Raw genomic sequence first — 17,066 nt, 5'->3', positions numbered from 1 at the left:
CGCGGTGGCGCTTGGGGACAAGTTTCGCCGCAGTGCAGAAAAAAGTTCGCAAAATAAAGGCCTTGCGATCGCCACGGATCGGGTTTTCCCTGTGGATACTGCAAGGAGGTCTGACCATGACTGAGGTGCATTACGGCGTGGTGCGGGTTGGCGACCATTGGGCGATCGTCGGTGACAACCTTCGGTTCGGCGCCTATGAAACGCGAAGCCAGGCTCAGGCGGCCGTGCGTCGCCTGGCGGCGTTTCCCGCAGGCCTTGGCCTGCCGGTAATGCTGCATGAGCAGGAAGACGACTGGGTGTTCCCCGGTCCGACGCTTGTCAGCTAGGCTGTTTCGGCCTCGTCAGGGCCGTAGAGCAGCGGCTTGACGAACCGCCAGACCTGCAAGGTCGACGCGATCGCCCCGACGACGGAGGCGACGACCTGAAACGCCTGCCAGACGAAGCTGATCAGCGGGTCCTCGCCCAGCATGGCGACCAGCGGGTAGATCAGGTTGCTGACCGCGATCCGGAACTCGGCATAGACGGCAGAGTACTCCACCGACGCCCCGGCGATGGCTGCGGCGACCACCACCGCCAGCACCGGCGCCCACAGCAGCGGCAGCACCAGCAAGAGCGCCAGGGCCGTGATCAGCGACTTGGTCGACAGCCCGACGTCCTTGACCACCGTGATCCCTACCCCGGCGATCACCGCCAGCCCCAGCAGAGCCAGGGCGATCGGCAGCACCAGATCGGCGGCGGCCGCCAGCGGCGTTTGGACGCCGAACACCATAGCGGCCATGGCCAGCAACGTGCCGACAAACCCGCCCAGCCACAGCGCCCCGTACTGGCTGAGCCGACGCCTCAGGTGCTTGCGCGCGATCATCGCTGTCTCCCCCGCGATCAGCCTGAGCGTGCGTCGGAAGAGGCTCGCCGTCCATGGGAAACTCGGCCATGCGTGGCGTGCGGCAATCGCCTCGCGCGAAAGGTCGCGCCTCAGGTCCTGAAGGCCGAGGCCTTGGCCAGCGCCGTCTCGGCCTCGGCCATCAGCCGCTTGACGATCTCGCCGGCCGGCAGGATCTCGCGCACGCCGCCGGCGCTCTGGCCCATGGCGAAGCAGGACTTGGCCGCGTCCAGCCCCTCGATCTGGCCGCCGATGCCGCCCATCGCGCCATTGCGAATCGAGACCATGGCCTGCTGCGGGAAGGGCTGGATGTCGCCCGGACGCGCTTCCCAGTCGTCGACATAGGGGTTCTTCTTCACCCGCATCGGCTTGCCCGAGTAGCAGCGCGTGCGCACCGTGTCCTCGTCGGCGGCCTCGACCACCGCCTGGCGGTAGAGATCGCCCGCATGGGCCTCGTGCGAGGCGATGAACCGCGTGCCCATCCACACGCCTTGCGCGCCCAGAGCCAGGGCCGCCGCCAGCCCGCGGCCGTCATGCAGGCCGCCGGCGGCGACCACCGGGATCTTCACCGCCTCGACCGCCTGGGCCACCAGCGGCAGGGTGCCGACAAGGCCCGTGTGCCCGCCGCCCTCGCCGCCCTGGCAGATCACCGCGTCGCAGCCGGCCTGCTCGGCCTTGACCGCATGCTTCACGGCTCCGCAGACGACCATGACCTTCAGGCCGGCGGCCTTGAGCCGTTCGATGATCGGCATGGGCACGCCCAGGCCCGCGACAAACGAGGAGGCGCCCTCCTCGATGATGACCTCGACGGACGCGGTCAGCGCATCCGGCGTGGCGGCCAACAGGTCCACGCCGAACGGCTTGTCGGTCAGGCTTTTGACCTCGCGCATCTGGGCGCGGATGAAGTCCGGGCTGGTGCCGGCCATGCCCAGGACGCCATAGCCGCCGGCGTTGGAGACGGCGGCGGCCAGCGGGGCGTAGGAGACCCCGCCCATGCCGGCCAGCAGGATCGGATGCTCGATATCCAGCAGATCACACAGCGGCGTGCGCAGGCCCATGGTCGTTTCTCCCCGTTTATCGGGCGAGGATCAGGGCGTGGCCGCCGCCTCACAAGCGTGCCGCGAGGTCAGTCGCGCCGGACGAGCTCGGCTTCCAGGTCCGCCCCATGCGTCCAGAAACAGGCCATCATGCTGGTGAAGGCCAGGGCCAGCATCAACAGCAAGCCGCGCGGCGGAGCCAGGCTGACAACGTCTTGGGGCGTCATCTCTCTCGTTTCCTCGTCGGCGCCCGGATCTTCTCGTCCAGGCTGCCGTGGGAGGAAGCTTCACACCGCCGGGCCGCCCGCGCAACCCCCTGTTTTCAATAGGTTTTTAATGGACTTCAGAGTCCAAAAATCAAGCCGCTAGAAGATCGAGTAGCCGCCGTCGATCACCAGGGTCGTGCCCGAGTGATAGCTGGAGGCGTCCGAGGCCAGATAGACGGCCATGCCGCCGAAGTCCTCGGGCTCGCCCCAGCGGCGGGCCGGAACGCGCGGGATGACCTTTTCGGCGAAGGCGGCGTTGCCCTGGGCCCCGGCGGTCATGTCGGTGGCGATCCAGCCGGGCAGGATGGCGTTGGCGCGCACGCCGTAGCGGGCGTGCTCAACGGCGACCGACTTGATCATCGAGATCACCGCGCCCTTGGTGGCGGCATAGGCCTCGTTGCGGGCCGCGCCCTCGATGGCCGCCAGCGAGGCGACGCCGACCAGCGAGCCGCCCGGATCCCCGGCCTTGGCGCGCTCGACCATGTGGCGGCAGGCCTCGCGCAGGGTGAAGAACACCCCGTCCAGATTGACCGCCAGCACCTTGCGATAGACCTCGGTGCTCATGTCGACGAACGAGGGCGAGCCATAGCCGATGCCGGCGTTGGCGAAGACGCTGTCGACCCGGCCCATGGCGGCGACGGCCTCTTCCATGCCCTCGCGGACCTGGGCCTCGTCCGAGACGTCGACGGTCTGGGCCTTCACCCGCACGCCCAGGGCGGTCAGGGTCTGCTCGGCGGCCAGGTTACGCTCGGGGTTGGAGCCCCAGATGACGATGTCGGCGCCGGCCTGCGCCATGGCCTTGGCCATGCCAAGCCCGATGCCCCGATTGCCGCCGGTGACCAGGGCGACCTTTCCCGACAGGTTGAACGGCGCATAGGCCATGACGAACCCTCCCTCATTGTTCTTGAAACGCTTGTTTGAAGGAGAGAGGGTCAGAGGCCGAAGGTCAAGAGCCCCAGAAGTGGAAGGTTCTCCAGCCGTCGCCGATCGCCGGACGCGAAACGCCCAAGAGGTCGGTGATCGTCAGGGCCGCAGCGAAGATGAACTCACTGACCCCGGGCGCCCAGAAGATCAGCGCGAACAGGATCAGAAAGCCCACGCGCTCGATCTTGACCATGCGCGCCTGGACGCCCTCGGGCAGGAACGGGCGGATGACGCCGTAGCCGTCCAGGCCCGGGACGGGCAGCAGGTTCAGGACCAGCGCGCTGGCCTGCAGCATGGCCAGCAGCGACAGGGCGTTGAACAGCGGCGGGCTGGCGGCCGCGAGCGGAAGGCTGACGGCGATGACGACCAGCACCACCAGCGTCCCCAGCGGCCCCGCCAGCGAGGCCAGCGACCGCCAGCCGCGCGAGCGCATCAGGTCCTCGCGCAGATAGACCGCCCCGCCCGGAAAGCCGATGCCGCCCAGGGCCAGGGCGACCAGCGGGATGATGATCGTCGTGAAGAGGTCCGAGTATTTCAGCGGATCAAGGGTCAGATAGCCCTTCTCGACGATCGTGGTGTCACCGGCCTTGTAGGCGGTGAAGGCGTGGCCGAACTCGTGGATGCCGACGCTCAGCACCCAGGCGGCGGCCACGAAGGCGAAGGTGATCACGCCCAGCGGCTGAACCTCCGTCGCCACAGCCCAACCCAGGCCGATAACGGCGGCGATCAGGATCAGGGCGTTGGGACTGATCGGCGCACGCGGCCGGGCGGGGGCTTCGAGGATAGTCATGATCCTGATGTCGGGGACCTTGGCCGGGAGCGCAAGCGCGGTGTTGGCATGGAGCAGAATGCGCCCCCTCCGTCACGATGCTTCGCATCGCGCCACCTCCCCCGTTTCACGGGTGAGGAGGATGCCGCAGCCCTCCTGCCCCGCAAAGCGGGGGAGGTGGATCGCTGCGGATACGCAGCGAGACGGAGGGGGCGTTGAGAGCCAAAGGTCCGCTTTCCACCCGGAGCGGACAGCTCGAAAATCCTCCCCCAGAGGGGGGAGGAGGCCGAAGGCCGGAGGGGGAAGCGCCGCTGAGTCGGCCTCTTCCCCCTCCGTCGGCTTCGCCGACACCTCCCCCGCTAGGGGGAGGATTGGTCCGGTCCTCACCCTTCCAAGGGGAGGAATGCTATTCCAAGTCAAACGCGGGCCAAGTCCGTCTACCGCCCAAACCGCTCAACCGCTTCCGTAATCACCCGCCGCGTCTCTTCCCACTCCACCAGCGCCATCGCCTCATCGCGCGTGACAAACCGCGCCTCGGCCGCGTCGTCGCCGGCCACAGGCTCGCCGCCGGTCCAGCGGGCGGCGTAGTCGATCAGGACGTAGTGGCGGGTGATCTCACCGCCCGGCCGTGCGGGAAACACCCCGTCGATCACGTCGATCAGGCCCAGGAGTTCGGCGTCCACACCCGTCTCTTCCTTCAGTTCGCGCAGCGCCGCGTCCTGCAGGGCCTCGCCCCATTCCAGGCGCCCGCCCGGCACGCTCCATTGGCCAAGCCTGGGCGGGGTGCCGCGCTTGATCAGCAAAACCTCCTCGCCCCTTAGACAGACGACGCCGACAGTGGGAACGGGATGGCTCATGCCTGACCTTTAGGGGAAGCCGACCTTCAGATCGACACTGGACTTCACACCCACGCAATCGCCGCAGTCGTCCAGCCAGGCCTGCGCCGCCGCCCGCCCCCGATCCTTCAGATCGGTCAGGAAGCTCCATTCGGTGTTGAACTTGGTCGACATCGAAAGATCCGCCAGCGGCTTGTCGGCGGTGATGGCGTGGACCAGCATCCGGCGGTAGCGGCCGCGGGCGTTGTCCTTCAGGAGGCCCTCGTCCAGCAGTTTCTGCACGAAGCCGATAGCTCGCAGCTCTGAGGCCAGCGAGGCGTTGAAGGTGATCTCGTTCAGGCGGTCCATGATCTCGCCCGGCGACTTGGGGGTCTCCTCGCGGACGAACGGGTTGAGGGTGACGATCAGGATGTCGTCGGGCGTGTCGTCGTAGAACAGCGGCCACAGCGGCGGATTGGCCAGATAGCCACCGTCCCAATAGGGCTCGCCGTCGATCTCCACCGCCTGGAACAGCTGCGGCAGGCAGGCGCTGGCCATGATGTGGCGCGAGGTCAGCTCGGTCTCGCGGAAGACCTTCGACTTGCTGGTCCGGATCTGGGTGGCCGAGATGTAGAGCTTGATCGGGCTTGCGTCCCGGATCCGGCTGAAGGTGATCTCGCCCTCCAGCACGTCATGCAGCGGATTGAGATTGAACGGATTGAACTCGTAGGGGCTCAGCGACAGCGCCAGGGTCTCGGCCATCCGCCAGCCGGGGGTGTTCTTCAGCCAGTCGACGCCGCCGCCGAAGGCGTTGGTCCAGATGCCGGTGTCGCCGAAGACATTGCGCCCGCCGGCCCGGTTCACATTGCGCCAGAACGACTCCAGGCGCGCCCGCGCCCCCGCGCGGCCGTCATCGATCAGGCCCTGAGCCAGACAGACCGCGTTCATCGCCCCGGCCGAGGCGGCGGTGACGGCGCGGATCTCCAGATCGTCTTCCTCGAGCAGGCGATCCAGCACGCCCCACTCGAACGCGCCGTGCGCGCCGCCGCCCTGGAGGGCGAGACTCAGCCCCTTGGGGCCGGGGGGCTTCTTCTTGAACGGTGGAATCGGCATGCGACCTCGCGAAGGACCAGCCCCCGATCAGTAACGCTTCCTCCCGGCGCTTGGCGCCCGAAATCGAGGGCCTATTGGGCGACCCAGCCGCCGTCGATCTGATAGGCCGCGCCATTGGCCGAGGCGCCGAGGTCCGAGACCAGATACAGCAGCATGCCGTTCAGCTGGTCGAAGGTGACGAACTGCTTGGTCGGCTGGCTGGCCAGGATCACGTCCCTCATCACCGCCTCTTCCGAAATGCCGCGCGCCTTGGCCTGGTCGGCGATCTGAGCCTCGACCAGCGGCGTCTTCACAAAGCCCGGGCAGATGGCGTTGCAGGTGATCCCATGCTGGGCGACCTCGAGGGCGACCGTCTTGGTCAGGCCCATGATCCCGTGCTTGGCGGCGACATAGGCGCTCTTGAACGGCGAGGCCACCAGGCCGTGCGCCGAGGCGATGTTGACGATCCGACCCCGCCCCTGCTCCTTCATGATCGGCACCGCCGCCTTGGTGGCGTGGAAGGCCGACGACAGGTTCACAGCGATAATCAGGTCCCACTTGTCTTCCGGGAAGTCCTCGACCGGGGCCACATGCTGGACGCCGGCGTTGTTGACGAGGATGTCCAGCTCGCCGAACTCGGCCTTGGCCGCGCGGACCATGTCGGCGATCTCGATCGGCCTGGTCATGTCGGCGCCGTGGTAAAGCACCTCCACGCCGTGGGTCTCGGCCATCTCGGCGCGGGCGCGCTCGATGGCGTTCATTTCACCAAGACCGTTCATGACGATGTTGCAGCCCTGGGCGGCCAGCGCGTCGGCCATGGCGTGGCCGATGCCGCTGGTCGAGCCGGTGACGATGGCGACCTGCCCCTGCAAACCGAAATCGACGGCCATGCGCGTTCCCCTGAAGTGCTACCCGATCGTGTTGCGGTGCAGCATATAACTCGCTCCTGCGAAGGGCGAGCGCTTATAAATTCATCGATAGATGAATTCAGGGCTGCGGGCGAGCGAAAACCCAGTCCGCGCTCGTCGACAGGCCGGGCTGGAAACGATAGCCGTCGAGATCGAAACCCTTCAGCGCCTCGGCCTGATCGATACGATTGTCGATGATGTAACGCGCCATCCGACCGCGCGCCTTCTTGGCGAAGAAGCCCAGCACGCGCAGTTCGCCGCCCTTCTCTTCCTTGAAGTGGCAGGTGACGACCGGCAGCTTCAGGGCCTTGGCGTCGACGGCGCCGAAATATTCCTGGCTGGCCAGGTTCACCAGGGTGGGGTCGGCGTGGCCCTCGGCCGCCTGGTTGAGGGTCCTGGAGATCGTCTCGCCCCAGAAGTCGTAGAGATTGGCGCCCTTCTTGGTCTTCAGGCGCGTGCCCATCTCCAGGCGATAGGGCTGCAGGGCGTCGAACGGGCGCAAGACGCCATAGAGGCCCGACAGGATCCGCAAGTGGTCCTGCGCCCACTCCAGGGCCGGACGGTCCAGCTCGCGCGCGTTCAGCCCCGCATAGACGTCGCCGTTGAACGCGATCACGGCCTGCAAGCCTTCCTCGACTTCGGGATCGAAGGCCTGGAAGCGCTCGCGGTTCAATGTGGCCAGGGCGTCGGAGATATGCATCAGGCGCTTGAGGTCGGCCGCCGTCAGTTTGCGGGTCACTTTCGACAGCTCGGCGATCTGAGCTTTTAGCTCAGGCGTCGTGAGCGGCAGCACCGTCTGGGGCGCGGTGAAGTCCAGCGACTTGGCGGGCGAGATGACCATCAGCATGAGCGGGGAGATAGAGGCTTCCAGGGCCCGGCGCTAGGGCTGGCGACGATCACTTTCCGATATGGAAAGTTTTCACTTGCCAATATGGAAAGTGCAGAGCTATGACTTTCCACATTGGAAAGTAAGGAGGTCGCCATGACCCGAGACCAAGACACCCTGCGGATGCTGGCCGAGGTGGAGGCCGCCAACGCCGACCTGGCCGAGCGCGCCAAGGCGCCGGTCTGGTATCATCCGGCATTGGGCCTCCTGATCGGCGCTCTGATCGCGGTGCAAGGCCAGCCGACGCCAATCCTGGCCGCCGTCTATGCCGCCTGTATTGCCGGCATGGTCGTGCTAGTGCGGGCCTACAAGCGTCATACGGGCCTGTGGATCGGCGGCTATCGCGCCGGACGTACCCGCTGGGTCGCGCTCGGCCTTGCGACGCTCACGATGATCGGCGGAGTGATCGCGGTCTGGCTGCTGCGGGAACGTGGCCTGACTGCGGCGCCTCTGATTTTCGGCGCGATCGTCGCCGTGATCGTCACCATCGGCGGGTTCGTCTGGGAAGCCGCCTTCCGCGCCGACCTGCGCGACGGACGCCCCCTGTGAGCGCAGCGCTGGACCCGGTGATCCACGCCCCCAACCGCCTGCAGATGTGCTGCATGCTGGCGGCGGTGGACACCATCGACTTCGCCACCGTCCGCGAGGCTCTGGACGTTTCGGAGTCTGTGCTCAGCAAGCACGTGAAGACCCTGGAGGAGGCCGGCTACGTCAAGGTCAAGAAAGCCGCCTCCGACGGTCGCCAGCGGACCTGGCTGTCGCTCTCCAAGCCGGGGCGCGAGGCGCTGAAGGGCCACCTCGCCGCCCTCAAGGCGATGATGGCGGGCGTTCCCGAGGCGTAACAACGCCTCGACCTCGGGGAGCGGCGAGGCTATCCAGCCGGGCATGAACACCCTTGGCCTCGCCGCAGCCCTCGCCTGGCCGATCCCGATGCTGGTCGCCCTGTTCTTCGTGCTCCGCGACCGAACGCTGAAGTTCCGTCCGCTCTGGGCGGTGGCGTGCTTCATCGGGGTGGGCGCGTTCTGGATGGAGCAGGCGAGCGGGCGGTGGGGCTTCATACCGCTGGCGATCAATCTGATCCCGGGGACTCAGCCGGGCTTCCACCGCTCCACCCTACCTGGCGGCGCGCTCCTGGTGATGATCGCTCTGTGGCTTCGCGCCCGAAAGCGGGCGCAGGCCCAGACAGCCGCCTAGAACAACACCCGAGGGTTCATGATCCGCTGCGGGTCCAGCGCCCCCCGGATCGCCCGCAGGGCCGCGACCTCGATCGGGTCCTTGTAGGTCAGAGCCTCAGCCGTCTTCATCGCGCCCAGGCCATGCTCGGCGCTGATCGAGCCGCCGAAGCCGGCGGTGATGTCGTGGACGATCTTGGCCCCGGCCTCGCGCTGCGCCTCGTGGGCGTCGCCGTCGCCGCCGACGGGCTGCAGCACGTCGTAGTGGACATTGCCGTCGCCGACATGGCCGAAGGCGACGATGCGGGTTCCGGGAAAGCTCTTCTCGATCGCGGCGTTCGCCTGGCCGATGAAATCAGGAATTTTGGAGACCGGCACCGAGACGTCGTGTTTCCACACCGCGCCTTCCGGTTTCTGGCCGGCGGAGTGGCCCTCGCGGATGTGCCAGAAGGCCTTCATCTGCGTCTCCGTCTGCGCCACCGCCGCGTCGGCGATCAGGCCGCGCTCCAGGGCGCCGGCCAGCAAGCGCTCCAGCGCCGCCTCGGCCGCGCCCGGCTCGCCGCTGGCGATCTCGATGAGCACGTACCAGGGGTGCGCCTCGGGCAGCGGATCGCGCAGGCCCGGCACGTTGCGGACGGTCAGCTCAAAGCCCAGGCGGCCCATCAGCTCAAAAGCCTCGACCGCCCCGCCCGTCTCGTCCTTCGCCCGCGCCAGGAGCTGGATGGCGCTCGCCGGCGAGGCCAGACCCACGATCGCCACGGCCCGCGAAGCCAGCAACGCCTGCAGCTTCAGCGACGCGGCGGTGACGATCCCCAGGGTGCCTTCGGCGCCGATCAGCAGCTGCTTGAGGTCATAGCCGGTGTTGTCCTTGCGAAGGCGCTTGAGGCCGTTCCAGATCTCGCCGTTGGGCAGCACGGCCTCGATGCCCAGCACCTGCTCGCGCATCATGCCGTAGCGCAGAACCGCCGTACCGCCGGCGTTGGTCGAGATCAGCCCGCCGATCGTGCACGAGCCTTCGGAAGCGACGCCCACCGTGAACCGTCGCCCAACCTTGGCGGCCTGCTGGTGAGCTTCGTAAAGCGTGACACCGGCCTCCAGCACCATGGCGTCGTCGATCGGATCAACGTCGCGAATCGCCGTCAGCTTCTGGGTCGACAGCAGGATCTCGCCGCGCGGAATCTGACCGGCGACGAGGCCGGTATTGCCGCCCTGGGGGGTGATCGCCACGCCCTCGGCCGCGCAGATCCCGACCACGGCGGCGACCTCGGCGGTCGAGCGCGGCGTGACCAGCAGCGGCGTCTCGCCCTGCCAGCGACCGCGCCACTCCACGAGCTTGGGCGCGATCACGTCGCGATCCTGACTCCATCCACCTTCGCCGAGCACGGCTTTCAGGCGGGACACGACATCGGCGGGGACGGGCTTGGTCATGCGGGCAGGATACGCTTTCGAGGGGGCGGCTGTCAGTATATACTGCAGTCTATACGGAGGCGCGCATGGGCATCCTGATCAAGAACCCCGAGGCCGAGCGCGCCGTGCGCGAACTGGCGGAGCTGACCGGCGAGAGCTTGACCACAGCCGTCGAGATCGCGGTCAAGGAACGGCTGGCGGCCAAGCGGGCCGAGGCGCCGCCCCGTCGTCGTCGCAGCGTCGAAGAGATGAAGGCGATTACCCGCAAGTATCTGACGCCCGAGGCGCGGGCCGGCCTGCTCCCGCCCATCACCCAGGCGGACTACGACGAGATCAACTTCATACCCGGCCTGGACGATCGCCCGTCGTGACGGTGGTCGTCGACACCTCGGCGCTCATGGCGATCGCCCTCGACGAACCCGAAGCCGACGCGCTGATAGAAGCGCTTGAAGCGGCTGACGACGTCGTGATCTCGCCCATGACCTATGTCGAGCTGGGCATGGTGCTTCTTGGACGCAACCTGATGCCGTCTCGCGATGATCTGGACGACTGGCTGGCCCTGTATCGCGTCGAGATCGCAAAGGCTCCCGTCATCGACACCGCCGCGCTGGACGCCTACCTGCGCTACGGCAAAGGGCGAAACCCCGCACGGCTGAACCTGTCCGACTGTTTCGCCTACGCCCTGGCCAAGACCCTGGACGCGCCCCTGCTCTACAAGGGCGACGACTTCAGCCAAACCGACATCCGCTCGGCGCTTTAACCGACATAGCCCGCCGCGCGGCGCAGGCGGTCGTTGATCGCTTCGCCCAGGCCCTCCTCCGGGATCGGCGCCACGGCGATGGCGGTCGGCCGAATGCGGTCGGCGGCGCGCAGGAACGCGAACAGGTTGGCGGCGGCCTCGGCAAGGTCGCCGGTCGGGCTGAGATTGAAGACGCGCGGGCTTTGCGGCCAGGGGCCAAAGGCGAGATAGGCCTCGCCGGCCTCCGGCGTCTTGGCGTTGATCCGCACCGGGGCGTCGGGCGCATAGTGCAGGGCCAGCCGCCCCGGCGAGCGCTTGGCGTCGTCCTGCGCCTCAGCCAGGCGACCGACGATCTGCTGCAGTTGCACGCGCGTGACCGCGCCCGGCCGCAAGAGCCGGACCTCGCCCTCCAGCACCGAGACGACCGTCGATTCCAGACCCACGGCGCACGGCCCGCCGTCGAGGTGGGCGGCGGCCTTGTCGCCGGTCTCGGCCATGGCGTCGTCATAGGTGGTGGGGCTGGGCCGTCCCGAGCGATTGGCCGACGGCGCGACGACAGCGCCCCCGAAGGCGGCCAGCACGGCGCGCGACAGGGGATGGCCCGGCACCCGGATGGCCACCGTGTCGAGGCCCGCCCGCGCCAGATCACAGACGGCCTCGGCGTCGCGGATCGGGGCCACAATGGTCAGGGGACCGGGCCAGAATTCGCGGGCCAGCGCATGGGCGCGGTCATCGAAGACGGCGATCCGCGCGGCGGTCTCCAGATCGGCGACATGGGCGATCAGCGGGTTGAAGCGCGGCCGGCCCTTGGCCTCGAAGATCGCGGCCACGGCCGCTGGGTCGGCGGCGTTGGCGCCCAGGCCATAGACGGTCTCGGTGGGCAGGATCACCAGCCCCCCGGCGCGCAGCGCCTCGGCGGCGGCGGCTACTTCCGCTTGGCGGTCAGCTTGAAGCTGACCTTCACCTGCGCCGCGATCTCGTCCGTCGAAGCCCATTCACCCTGTCCCACGCCGAACGTCGTCCGGTCCAGGGTGGTTACACCGCTGGCGGTCGCCGTGTCGCCGTCGATCTTCAGAGAGAACGGCAGGCTGAGCGGCTTTTTCACCCCGCGCAGGTCCAGCGTCCCGTCGGCGACATAGCGCCCCTCGCCGGTCTTGCGGAACTTGGTCGCCGTGAACACGGCCTTGGGGTGGTCGGCGGTGTCGAGGAAGTCTTCACCGGTCAGGCTGGCGTCGCGCTGGGCGTCGCCGGTCTCGGCCGAGGCGAGGTCGACGCCGACCGTGACCTTCGAGCGGTCCAGGGCCTCGGGCGAGAACAGGATCTCGGCGGTCCAGCGCTGGAAGCGGCCCTCGATGGACGCGCCCGACCAGGTGGCGGTGAAGCCCAGCGTGGCGCCCTTCTGAACGGTCCAGGCGACGGGATCCTTGAGCGCGCTGACCGGCGGCGCGGCGGCCGCCTCCGGTGTGGCGGCCGGATCAGTGGTCGCGGCGGGCGCAGCGACAGGCTCGACCGCCGGAGCCGCCTCGGCAGGCGCGGGAGGCGGGGCCGATGGCGCGGCGCTGGGCATGTAGAGATAACCGGCGGCGACGACCGCCGCGAAGCCGGCGGCGGCCAGCCACAGGCGCGGCTCCTTCCAGCCGGGCTTGGCGCCCGGCGCCATGTTCTGGAACACCGCGTCCTTGTCGAGAATCTGGTGCTTGGCCACCGCGCCCAGGTGCAGGGCCAGCAGCAGATAGGTGGTCTTGACCAGCACGCTATGACCGATCTCGCCGATCTCGTGCCACAGGTGCTTGGGACCGGCGGCCAACTCCGGAAGCAGCGGCAGGTGCGGCCAAGGGATCGCGCCGAACAGGAGGGTCGGCAGGTTCGTCCGGCTGGTCGAGACCAGGATCCAGCCCGTCAACGGCAGGCCGATCATGATCACATAGAAGCCGATATGGACGATCTTGGACGCGGTCTGCTCCCAGCGGGGCTGACCGACCGGCGCCGGCGGGGCGGGATTGACCAGCCGCCAGCCCAGACGCGCCAGACTGAGCAGCAGGATCGTGATCCCGATCGACTTGTGCAGCTGCATCAGGGCGAAGGTGGTCGGTCCCTTGGGACCGTCTTCCGCCCGCCAGCCCAGGATGATCTGGAAGATGATGGCCGCGGCGATCAGCCAATGCAGCACGATCGCCACCGTCGTGTAGCGCGTCCGGTTCTCGGCCATGCGACTCTCCCAGATCCCTGTCAGACGATAGGCTTACTTCTTGTCGAACTCGACTTCGATGCTCAGCGCGACCTCATCGCCGACCATCGGGATGTACTTGCTGACGCCGAAGTCCGAACGCTTGATCGTGGTCGAGGCCGAGAAGCCGGTCTTGACGCTGCCGGGGACGAAGCCCGAGCCGACGCCGTTGAAGGTCACGTCCAGCACGATCGGCTTGGTGACGCCGCGCAGGGTGAAGTCGCCATAGACCTTGCCGGTCTGGCCCGCGCCCGGCTCGACCTTGGTCGAGACGAAGGTGGCGGTCGGGAACTTGTTCGCTTCCAGCCAGCCATCGCCGGCCAGCTCCTTGTTGAACTTCAGGCCGAACGCGTCCGTGCCGGTGTCGATCGAGGCCGGATCGACGGTCACGTTGATCTTGGTGTCCTGCGGGGCCTTGGGGTCGTAGGTGAACTCGGCGTCGACCTTGGTGAAGCGGAACTGATAGTTCGAGAAGCCCATGTGCTTGATCTTGCCCACGACCGAGGCGTGGGTCTTGTCGAGCACATAGCGGCCGGCCGGCACGTCGGCGGGCTTGGTCGAGCTGACGCCCGGCGCGGCCAGGGCGGCGGGAGCCGCCAGCAAGGCGATAGCGACGGCGCCATAGGCGACCTTGGACAGAGAGAAGTGACGGGACATCGGGAGGCGCTCCAGGGTAAATTAAAACAGCGCTAGTTGCAGTTCCCCGATCTAGGTACTCCAGCACGGCTTTGAAGGGCTTGATGTTCACGAGCGCGTGATAACGCACTCTCATGATATTCATTGATGAGGCGCCGGGCGCTTGGCGACCCTCGGCGCCCCGCTTAAAGACGGCGCACGACCTGGAGTTTCTCCCATGACTTTCCGCGCGCCTGTTCGCGATCTTGCCTTCTCTCTGCGCCATGTCGCCGGCTTCGAGCGTCTGGCCGACGCCTTTCCCGAGGCCGACGCCGACACGGTTGCGGCGGTGCTGGAAGCGGCGGGCGCGTTCGCCAGCGACATCCTGGCGCCGCTGAACCGCCAGGGCGATCTGGTCGGCGCAAGACTCGAGAACGGCGTGGTTCGCACCGCGCCCGGCTTCGCCGACGCCTACCAGCAGTTCGCGCAAGGCGGCTGGACCAGCCTGGCCGCACCGGCCGAGCATGGCGGTCAGGGCCTGCCCAAGACGCTGGAGGTGGCCGTCCTCGAAATGGTCCAGGCGGCCAACATGGCGTTTGGCCTCTGCCCGATGCTGAGCCTGGGCGCCATCGAGGCCCTGGAGCTGTGCGGCTCGCCCGAACAGAAGGCCAAGTATCTGGGAAAGCTGGTGTCGGGCGAATGGACCGGCACTATGAACCTGACCGAGCCCCAGGCCGGCTCGGACCTAGCGGCCCTGACCACGATGGCCACGCCGGATGGCGACGGCGGTTGGCGGATCACCGGCCAGAAGATCTACATCACCTGGGGCGACCACGACGCCGCCGACAACATCGTCCACCTCGTTCTGGCGCGCACGCCTGACGCTCCGCCTGGGGTGAAGGGCATCTCGCTGTTCCTGGCCCCCAAGGTGCTGGTCGGCGATGACGGCAAGCTGGGGCCAGCCAACGCCCTGCGGGCCGGTAGCCTGGAGCACAAGCTGGGCATCCACGGCTCGCCCACCTGCGTGATGCTGTTCGAGGGCGCCAAGGCCGAGCTGGTCGGCGGTCTGGGGCAAGGCCTGCCCAACATGTTCGTGATGATGAACGCCGCCCGCCTGCAGGTCGGGACCCAGGGCGTGGCGATCGCCGAGCGGGCCTATCAGCAGGCCCTCGCCTTCAGCCAGGACCGCGCCCAGGGCCGCTCGGCCTGGACCGGCGCCTATCCTTCGCGCCTATTCGATCATCCGGACGTGCGGCGCACGCTGGTGTTGATGAAGGCCCACATCGAGGCCGCGCGGGGCATATGTCTGTCGACCGCCGTCGCCGCCGATCTGGCCCGCGCCGCGCCGGACGCGGCGACCCGCACGGCCGCCAAGTTGCGCGAGGAACTACTGACCCCCATCGCCAAGGCCTGGTCGACCGACATCGGCGTCTGGGTCGCCTCGCAAGGCGTGCAGATCCACGGCGGCATGGGCTTTATCGAGGAAACCGGCGCGGCCCAGCACTATCGCGACGCCCGCATCGCCCCGATCTACGAGGGCACAAACGGCATCCAGGCCATCGACCTGGTCGGCCGCAAGCTGATGCTGGGCGAAGGCCAAGCCGTCGGCGACCTGATGGACGACATCCGCGACACCATCGACCTTCTGAAGGCCTCGGACCTGAAGAGCGTCGGCCTGCGCCTGGAGGCCGCGCTCGACGCCGCCGCCTCGGCGACCGCCTGGCTGATCGAACGCCGCGCCAAGGCCATGCCGGACGCGCTGGCGGGCGCCACGGCCTATCAGACGTTGCTGGGCGATGTGGTCGGCGGCTGGATGCTGGCCAAGGGGGCCCTGGCGGCCGCCGGCGAGGCCGACGCGGCCTGGGCCGAAAGCAAGCGCGCCCTGGCCCGCGTGTTCGCCGAAGCCGTCCTGGCCCAGATCCCCGGCGCGGCGGCCGGGGTCATGATCGGGGCGGCGGATTTCGAGGCGATGACCCCCGAGGTGCTGGGGGCTTAAGCGCCTCTCCAAAACAACGTCATCCCGCGCACAAGGCGCGGGATGACGGCAAGACGAGCTGAACTTACGCTTACAGCTGTTCCAGCAGATACTCGGCCGACGAGACCTTGAACTGGCCGGCGTCTTCGACGTGCAGCTGGGTGACGACGCCGTCCTTGGCGACCAGCGAATAGCGCTGCGAGCGCGCGCCCATGCCGAACTTGCTGCCGTCGAAATCCAGGCCGATGGCCTTGGTGAAGTCGCCATTGCCGTCGGCGATCAGCAGGACCTCGCCGTCAATGCCCTGGTCCTTGCCCCAGGCCTTCATCACGAAGACGTCGTTGACCGAGACGCAGACGATCGAGTCCACGCCCTTGGCCTTCAGCTCGTCGGCCTTTTCCTTGAAGCCCGGCAGGTGCTTGGCCGAGCAGGTCGGGGTGAAGGCGCCGGGCACGGCGAACAGGGCGACGGTCTTGCCCTTGAAGATGTCGTCGGTGCTGATCGGCGCGGGCCCTTCAGCCGTGCTGGTCATGAAAGTCGCCGCCGGGAGCGTGTCGCCAACCTTGATCGCCATGGGCCTCTGTTCCTCGTGTGTGGGATGAATTGAGGCGACTCGAATAGACCCCCGCGCGGCGGCCGCCAAGCACGCTTTGATGAAGCATCCGACTTGAAACCGTCACAACGAACGCCAATGCTTGAGGTATGGCCAGCTTAATCGACGATGACGACGGCGAGTTCCTGATCGGCAGGCTGCTCGTCGCCATGCCCGGCATCGAGGATCCGCGCTTCGAGCGGACGGTGCTGTATCTGTGCGCTCATGACGAGGACGCAGCGATGGGCCTGGCGGTCAATCGCCCGGTCGAGGGCCTGACCGTGTTCGAGCTGCTCAATCGCCTGGGCGTACGCTCCGAGATCCAGGCGCCCAGCGATCTCGTGCTGTTGGGGGGGCCGCTGGAGCGCGAACGCGGTTTTGTCTTGCATACTGACGACTTCAGCTCCCCGGACTCGACCCTGCCCGTCGCCGACGGCGTGGCCTTGACCGCGACTCGCGATGCGCTCGACGCCATGGCCAGCGCCATCAAGCGTCCGCGCAAGTCGCTGCTGGCCCTGGGCTACGCCGGCTGGGGGCCGGGGCAGCTGGAACAGGAGCTGCGCGACAATGTCTGGCTGATCTGCGACGCCGACGAGGGCCTGCTGTTCGACGAGGACCACGAGCACAAATGGACCCGGGCCCTGGCCAAGCTGGGGATCACGGCCGATCACCTGTCCGCGACGGCGGGCCGAGCCTAGGAAAATCCTCTCCCTGTGGGAGAGGGGTCGCCGACAGGCGACGGAGAGGGGAAAGGCGGGGTCG

Annotated in this window: 21 protein-coding genes and 2 pseudogenes; 8 read left to right on the top strand and 15 right to left on the bottom strand. The window is 67.8% G+C overall.

Going from position 1 to position 17,066, the window contains the following annotated elements; translation table 11 throughout:
- Positions 1-98 precede the first annotated feature (98 nt).
- Positions 99-326: a hypothetical protein gene (locus CVUC_RS12520; RefSeq protein WP_164468289.1), complete on the top strand. Its 228-nt coding sequence runs from the start codon at positions 99-101 to the stop codon at positions 324-326.
- Here CVUC_RS12520 and CVUC_RS12515 read toward each other — a convergent pair.
- The 10 genes and pseudogenes from CVUC_RS12515 to yaaA form a co-directional block, all read right to left on the bottom strand.
- Positions 323-862 (bottom strand): hypothetical protein, encoded by a 540-nt coding sequence (locus tag CVUC_RS12515; protein WP_096034415.1) that lies wholly within the window; start codon positions 860-862, stop codon positions 323-325. The genes CVUC_RS12520 and CVUC_RS12515 overlap by 4 nt on opposite strands.
- Before the next feature lie 110 nt (positions 863-972).
- A complete protein-coding gene (locus CVUC_RS12510) occupies positions 973-1,938 on the bottom strand; it encodes an NAD(P)H-dependent flavin oxidoreductase (RefSeq protein WP_096034416.1) in 966 nt (321 codons plus the stop codon).
- Between the two features lie 68 nt (positions 1,939-2,006).
- Positions 2,007-2,229 (bottom strand): annotated as a pseudogene (locus tag CVUC_RS20475) (hypothetical protein).
- Between the two features lie 53 nt (positions 2,230-2,282).
- On the bottom strand, positions 2,283-3,065 hold the full coding sequence (locus tag CVUC_RS12500; protein WP_010921209.1) for an SDR family NAD(P)-dependent oxidoreductase: 783 nt from the start codon (positions 3,063-3,065) through the stop codon (positions 2,283-2,285).
- 64 nt (positions 3,066-3,129) lie between these two features.
- Positions 3,130-3,897 (bottom strand): site-2 protease family protein, encoded by a 768-nt coding sequence (locus CVUC_RS12495; RefSeq protein WP_096034417.1) that lies wholly within the window; start codon positions 3,895-3,897, stop codon positions 3,130-3,132.
- A 72-nt stretch (positions 3,898-3,969) separates the two neighbouring features.
- A pseudogene (locus CVUC_RS20470) lies at positions 3,970-4,093 on the bottom strand (hypothetical protein); the annotation flags it as partial.
- A 220-nt stretch (positions 4,094-4,313) separates the two neighbouring features.
- Positions 4,314-4,733: an NUDIX hydrolase gene (locus CVUC_RS12490; RefSeq protein WP_096034419.1), complete on the bottom strand. Its 420-nt coding sequence runs from the start codon at positions 4,731-4,733 to the stop codon at positions 4,314-4,316.
- A 9-nt stretch (positions 4,734-4,742) separates the two neighbouring features.
- Positions 4,743-5,804, bottom strand: a complete 1,062-nt coding sequence (locus CVUC_RS12485) for a patatin-like phospholipase family protein (RefSeq protein WP_096034420.1) — start codon at positions 5,802-5,804, stop codon at positions 4,743-4,745.
- Between the two features lie 71 nt (positions 5,805-5,875).
- Complete coding sequence (locus CVUC_RS12480; protein ID WP_010921213.1) at positions 5,876-6,673, bottom strand: 3-hydroxybutyrate dehydrogenase; 798 nt, start codon at positions 6,671-6,673, stop codon at positions 5,876-5,878.
- A gap of 97 nt (positions 6,674-6,770) precedes the next feature.
- Positions 6,771-7,538: a peroxide stress protein YaaA gene (yaaA, locus tag CVUC_RS12475; RefSeq protein ID WP_010921214.1), complete on the bottom strand. Its 768-nt coding sequence runs from the start codon at positions 7,536-7,538 to the stop codon at positions 6,771-6,773.
- A gap of 135 nt (positions 7,539-7,673) precedes the next feature.
- On the opposite strand from yaaA, the gene CVUC_RS12470 reads away from it, so the two are divergent.
- The 3 genes from CVUC_RS12470 to CVUC_RS12460 are packed head-to-tail and all read left to right on the top strand — an operon-like array spanning position 7,674 to position 8,771.
- A complete protein-coding gene (locus CVUC_RS12470) occupies positions 7,674-8,126 on the top strand; it encodes a hypothetical protein (protein ID WP_096034421.1) in 453 nt (150 codons plus the stop codon).
- Complete coding sequence (locus tag CVUC_RS12465) at positions 8,123-8,419, top strand: transcriptional regulator (protein ID WP_010921216.1); 297 nt, start codon at positions 8,123-8,125, stop codon at positions 8,417-8,419. Before CVUC_RS12470 ends, CVUC_RS12465 begins: the two co-directional genes overlap by 4 nt.
- 43 nt (positions 8,420-8,462) lie before the next feature.
- Positions 8,463-8,771, top strand: a complete 309-nt coding sequence (locus tag CVUC_RS12460; RefSeq protein ID WP_010921217.1) for a hypothetical protein — start codon at positions 8,463-8,465, stop codon at positions 8,769-8,771.
- Here the strand turns inward: CVUC_RS12460 and CVUC_RS12455 are convergent.
- Positions 8,768-10,177 carry an FAD-binding oxidoreductase gene (locus CVUC_RS12455; protein WP_096034422.1) on the bottom strand — a complete coding sequence of 470 codons (1,410 nt, stop codon included), beginning with the start codon at positions 10,175-10,177 and terminating at the stop codon, positions 8,768-8,770. The two genes, CVUC_RS12460 and CVUC_RS12455, sit on opposite strands and share 4 nt — an antisense overlap.
- Before the next feature lie 65 nt (positions 10,178-10,242).
- On the opposite strand from CVUC_RS12455, the gene CVUC_RS12450 reads away from it, so the two are divergent.
- Complete coding sequence (locus CVUC_RS12450; protein ID WP_096034423.1) at positions 10,243-10,527, top strand: type II toxin-antitoxin system VapB family antitoxin; 285 nt, start codon at positions 10,243-10,245, stop codon at positions 10,525-10,527.
- Positions 10,524-10,916: a type II toxin-antitoxin system VapC family toxin gene (locus tag CVUC_RS12445; RefSeq protein WP_096034424.1), complete on the top strand. Its 393-nt coding sequence runs from the start codon at positions 10,524-10,526 to the stop codon at positions 10,914-10,916. Before CVUC_RS12450 ends, CVUC_RS12445 begins: the two co-directional genes overlap by 4 nt.
- Here the strand turns inward: CVUC_RS12445 and CVUC_RS12440 are convergent.
- Genes CVUC_RS12440 through CVUC_RS12430 form a run of 3 tightly spaced genes read right to left on the bottom strand, consistent with a single transcriptional unit; the run spans position 10,913 to position 13,779 of the window.
- Positions 10,913-11,890, bottom strand: a complete 978-nt coding sequence (locus tag CVUC_RS12440) for an L-threonylcarbamoyladenylate synthase (RefSeq protein WP_096034425.1) — start codon at positions 11,888-11,890, stop codon at positions 10,913-10,915. The two genes, CVUC_RS12445 and CVUC_RS12440, sit on opposite strands and share 4 nt — an antisense overlap.
- Positions 11,821-13,104 carry a YceI family protein gene (locus tag CVUC_RS12435; RefSeq protein ID WP_096034426.1) on the bottom strand — a complete coding sequence of 428 codons (1,284 nt, stop codon included), beginning with the start codon at positions 13,102-13,104 and terminating at the stop codon, positions 11,821-11,823. Before CVUC_RS12435 ends, CVUC_RS12440 begins: the two co-directional genes overlap by 70 nt.
- Before the next feature lie 33 nt (positions 13,105-13,137).
- Complete coding sequence (locus CVUC_RS12430; RefSeq protein ID WP_010921221.1) at positions 13,138-13,779, bottom strand: YceI family protein; 642 nt, start codon at positions 13,777-13,779, stop codon at positions 13,138-13,140.
- 142 nt (positions 13,780-13,921) lie between these two features.
- Here CVUC_RS12430 and CVUC_RS12425 point away from each other — a divergent pair, with 142 nt between their 5' ends.
- On the top strand, positions 13,922-15,733 hold the full coding sequence (locus tag CVUC_RS12425) for an acyl-CoA dehydrogenase (protein WP_096034427.1): 1,812 nt from the start codon (positions 13,922-13,924) through the stop codon (positions 15,731-15,733).
- A gap of 70 nt (positions 15,734-15,803) precedes the next feature.
- Here CVUC_RS12425 and CVUC_RS12420 read toward each other — a convergent pair whose 3' ends face one another.
- A complete protein-coding gene (locus CVUC_RS12420) occupies positions 15,804-16,286 on the bottom strand; it encodes a peroxiredoxin (RefSeq protein WP_010921223.1) in 483 nt (160 codons plus the stop codon).
- Between the two features lie 128 nt (positions 16,287-16,414).
- Here CVUC_RS12420 and CVUC_RS12415 point away from each other — a divergent pair, with 128 nt between their 5' ends.
- Positions 16,415-17,002: a YqgE/AlgH family protein gene (locus CVUC_RS12415; RefSeq protein ID WP_010921224.1), complete on the top strand. Its 588-nt coding sequence runs from the start codon at positions 16,415-16,417 to the stop codon at positions 17,000-17,002.
- Positions 17,003-17,066: the final 64 nt, after the last annotated feature.

Origin of the sequence: Caulobacter vibrioides, from assembly GCF_002858865.1 — a bacterium.
GTDB classification, from domain to species: domain Bacteria; phylum Pseudomonadota; class Alphaproteobacteria; order Caulobacterales; family Caulobacteraceae; genus Caulobacter; species Caulobacter vibrioides.
This window is presented reverse-complemented; position numbering and strand designations above follow the sequence as displayed.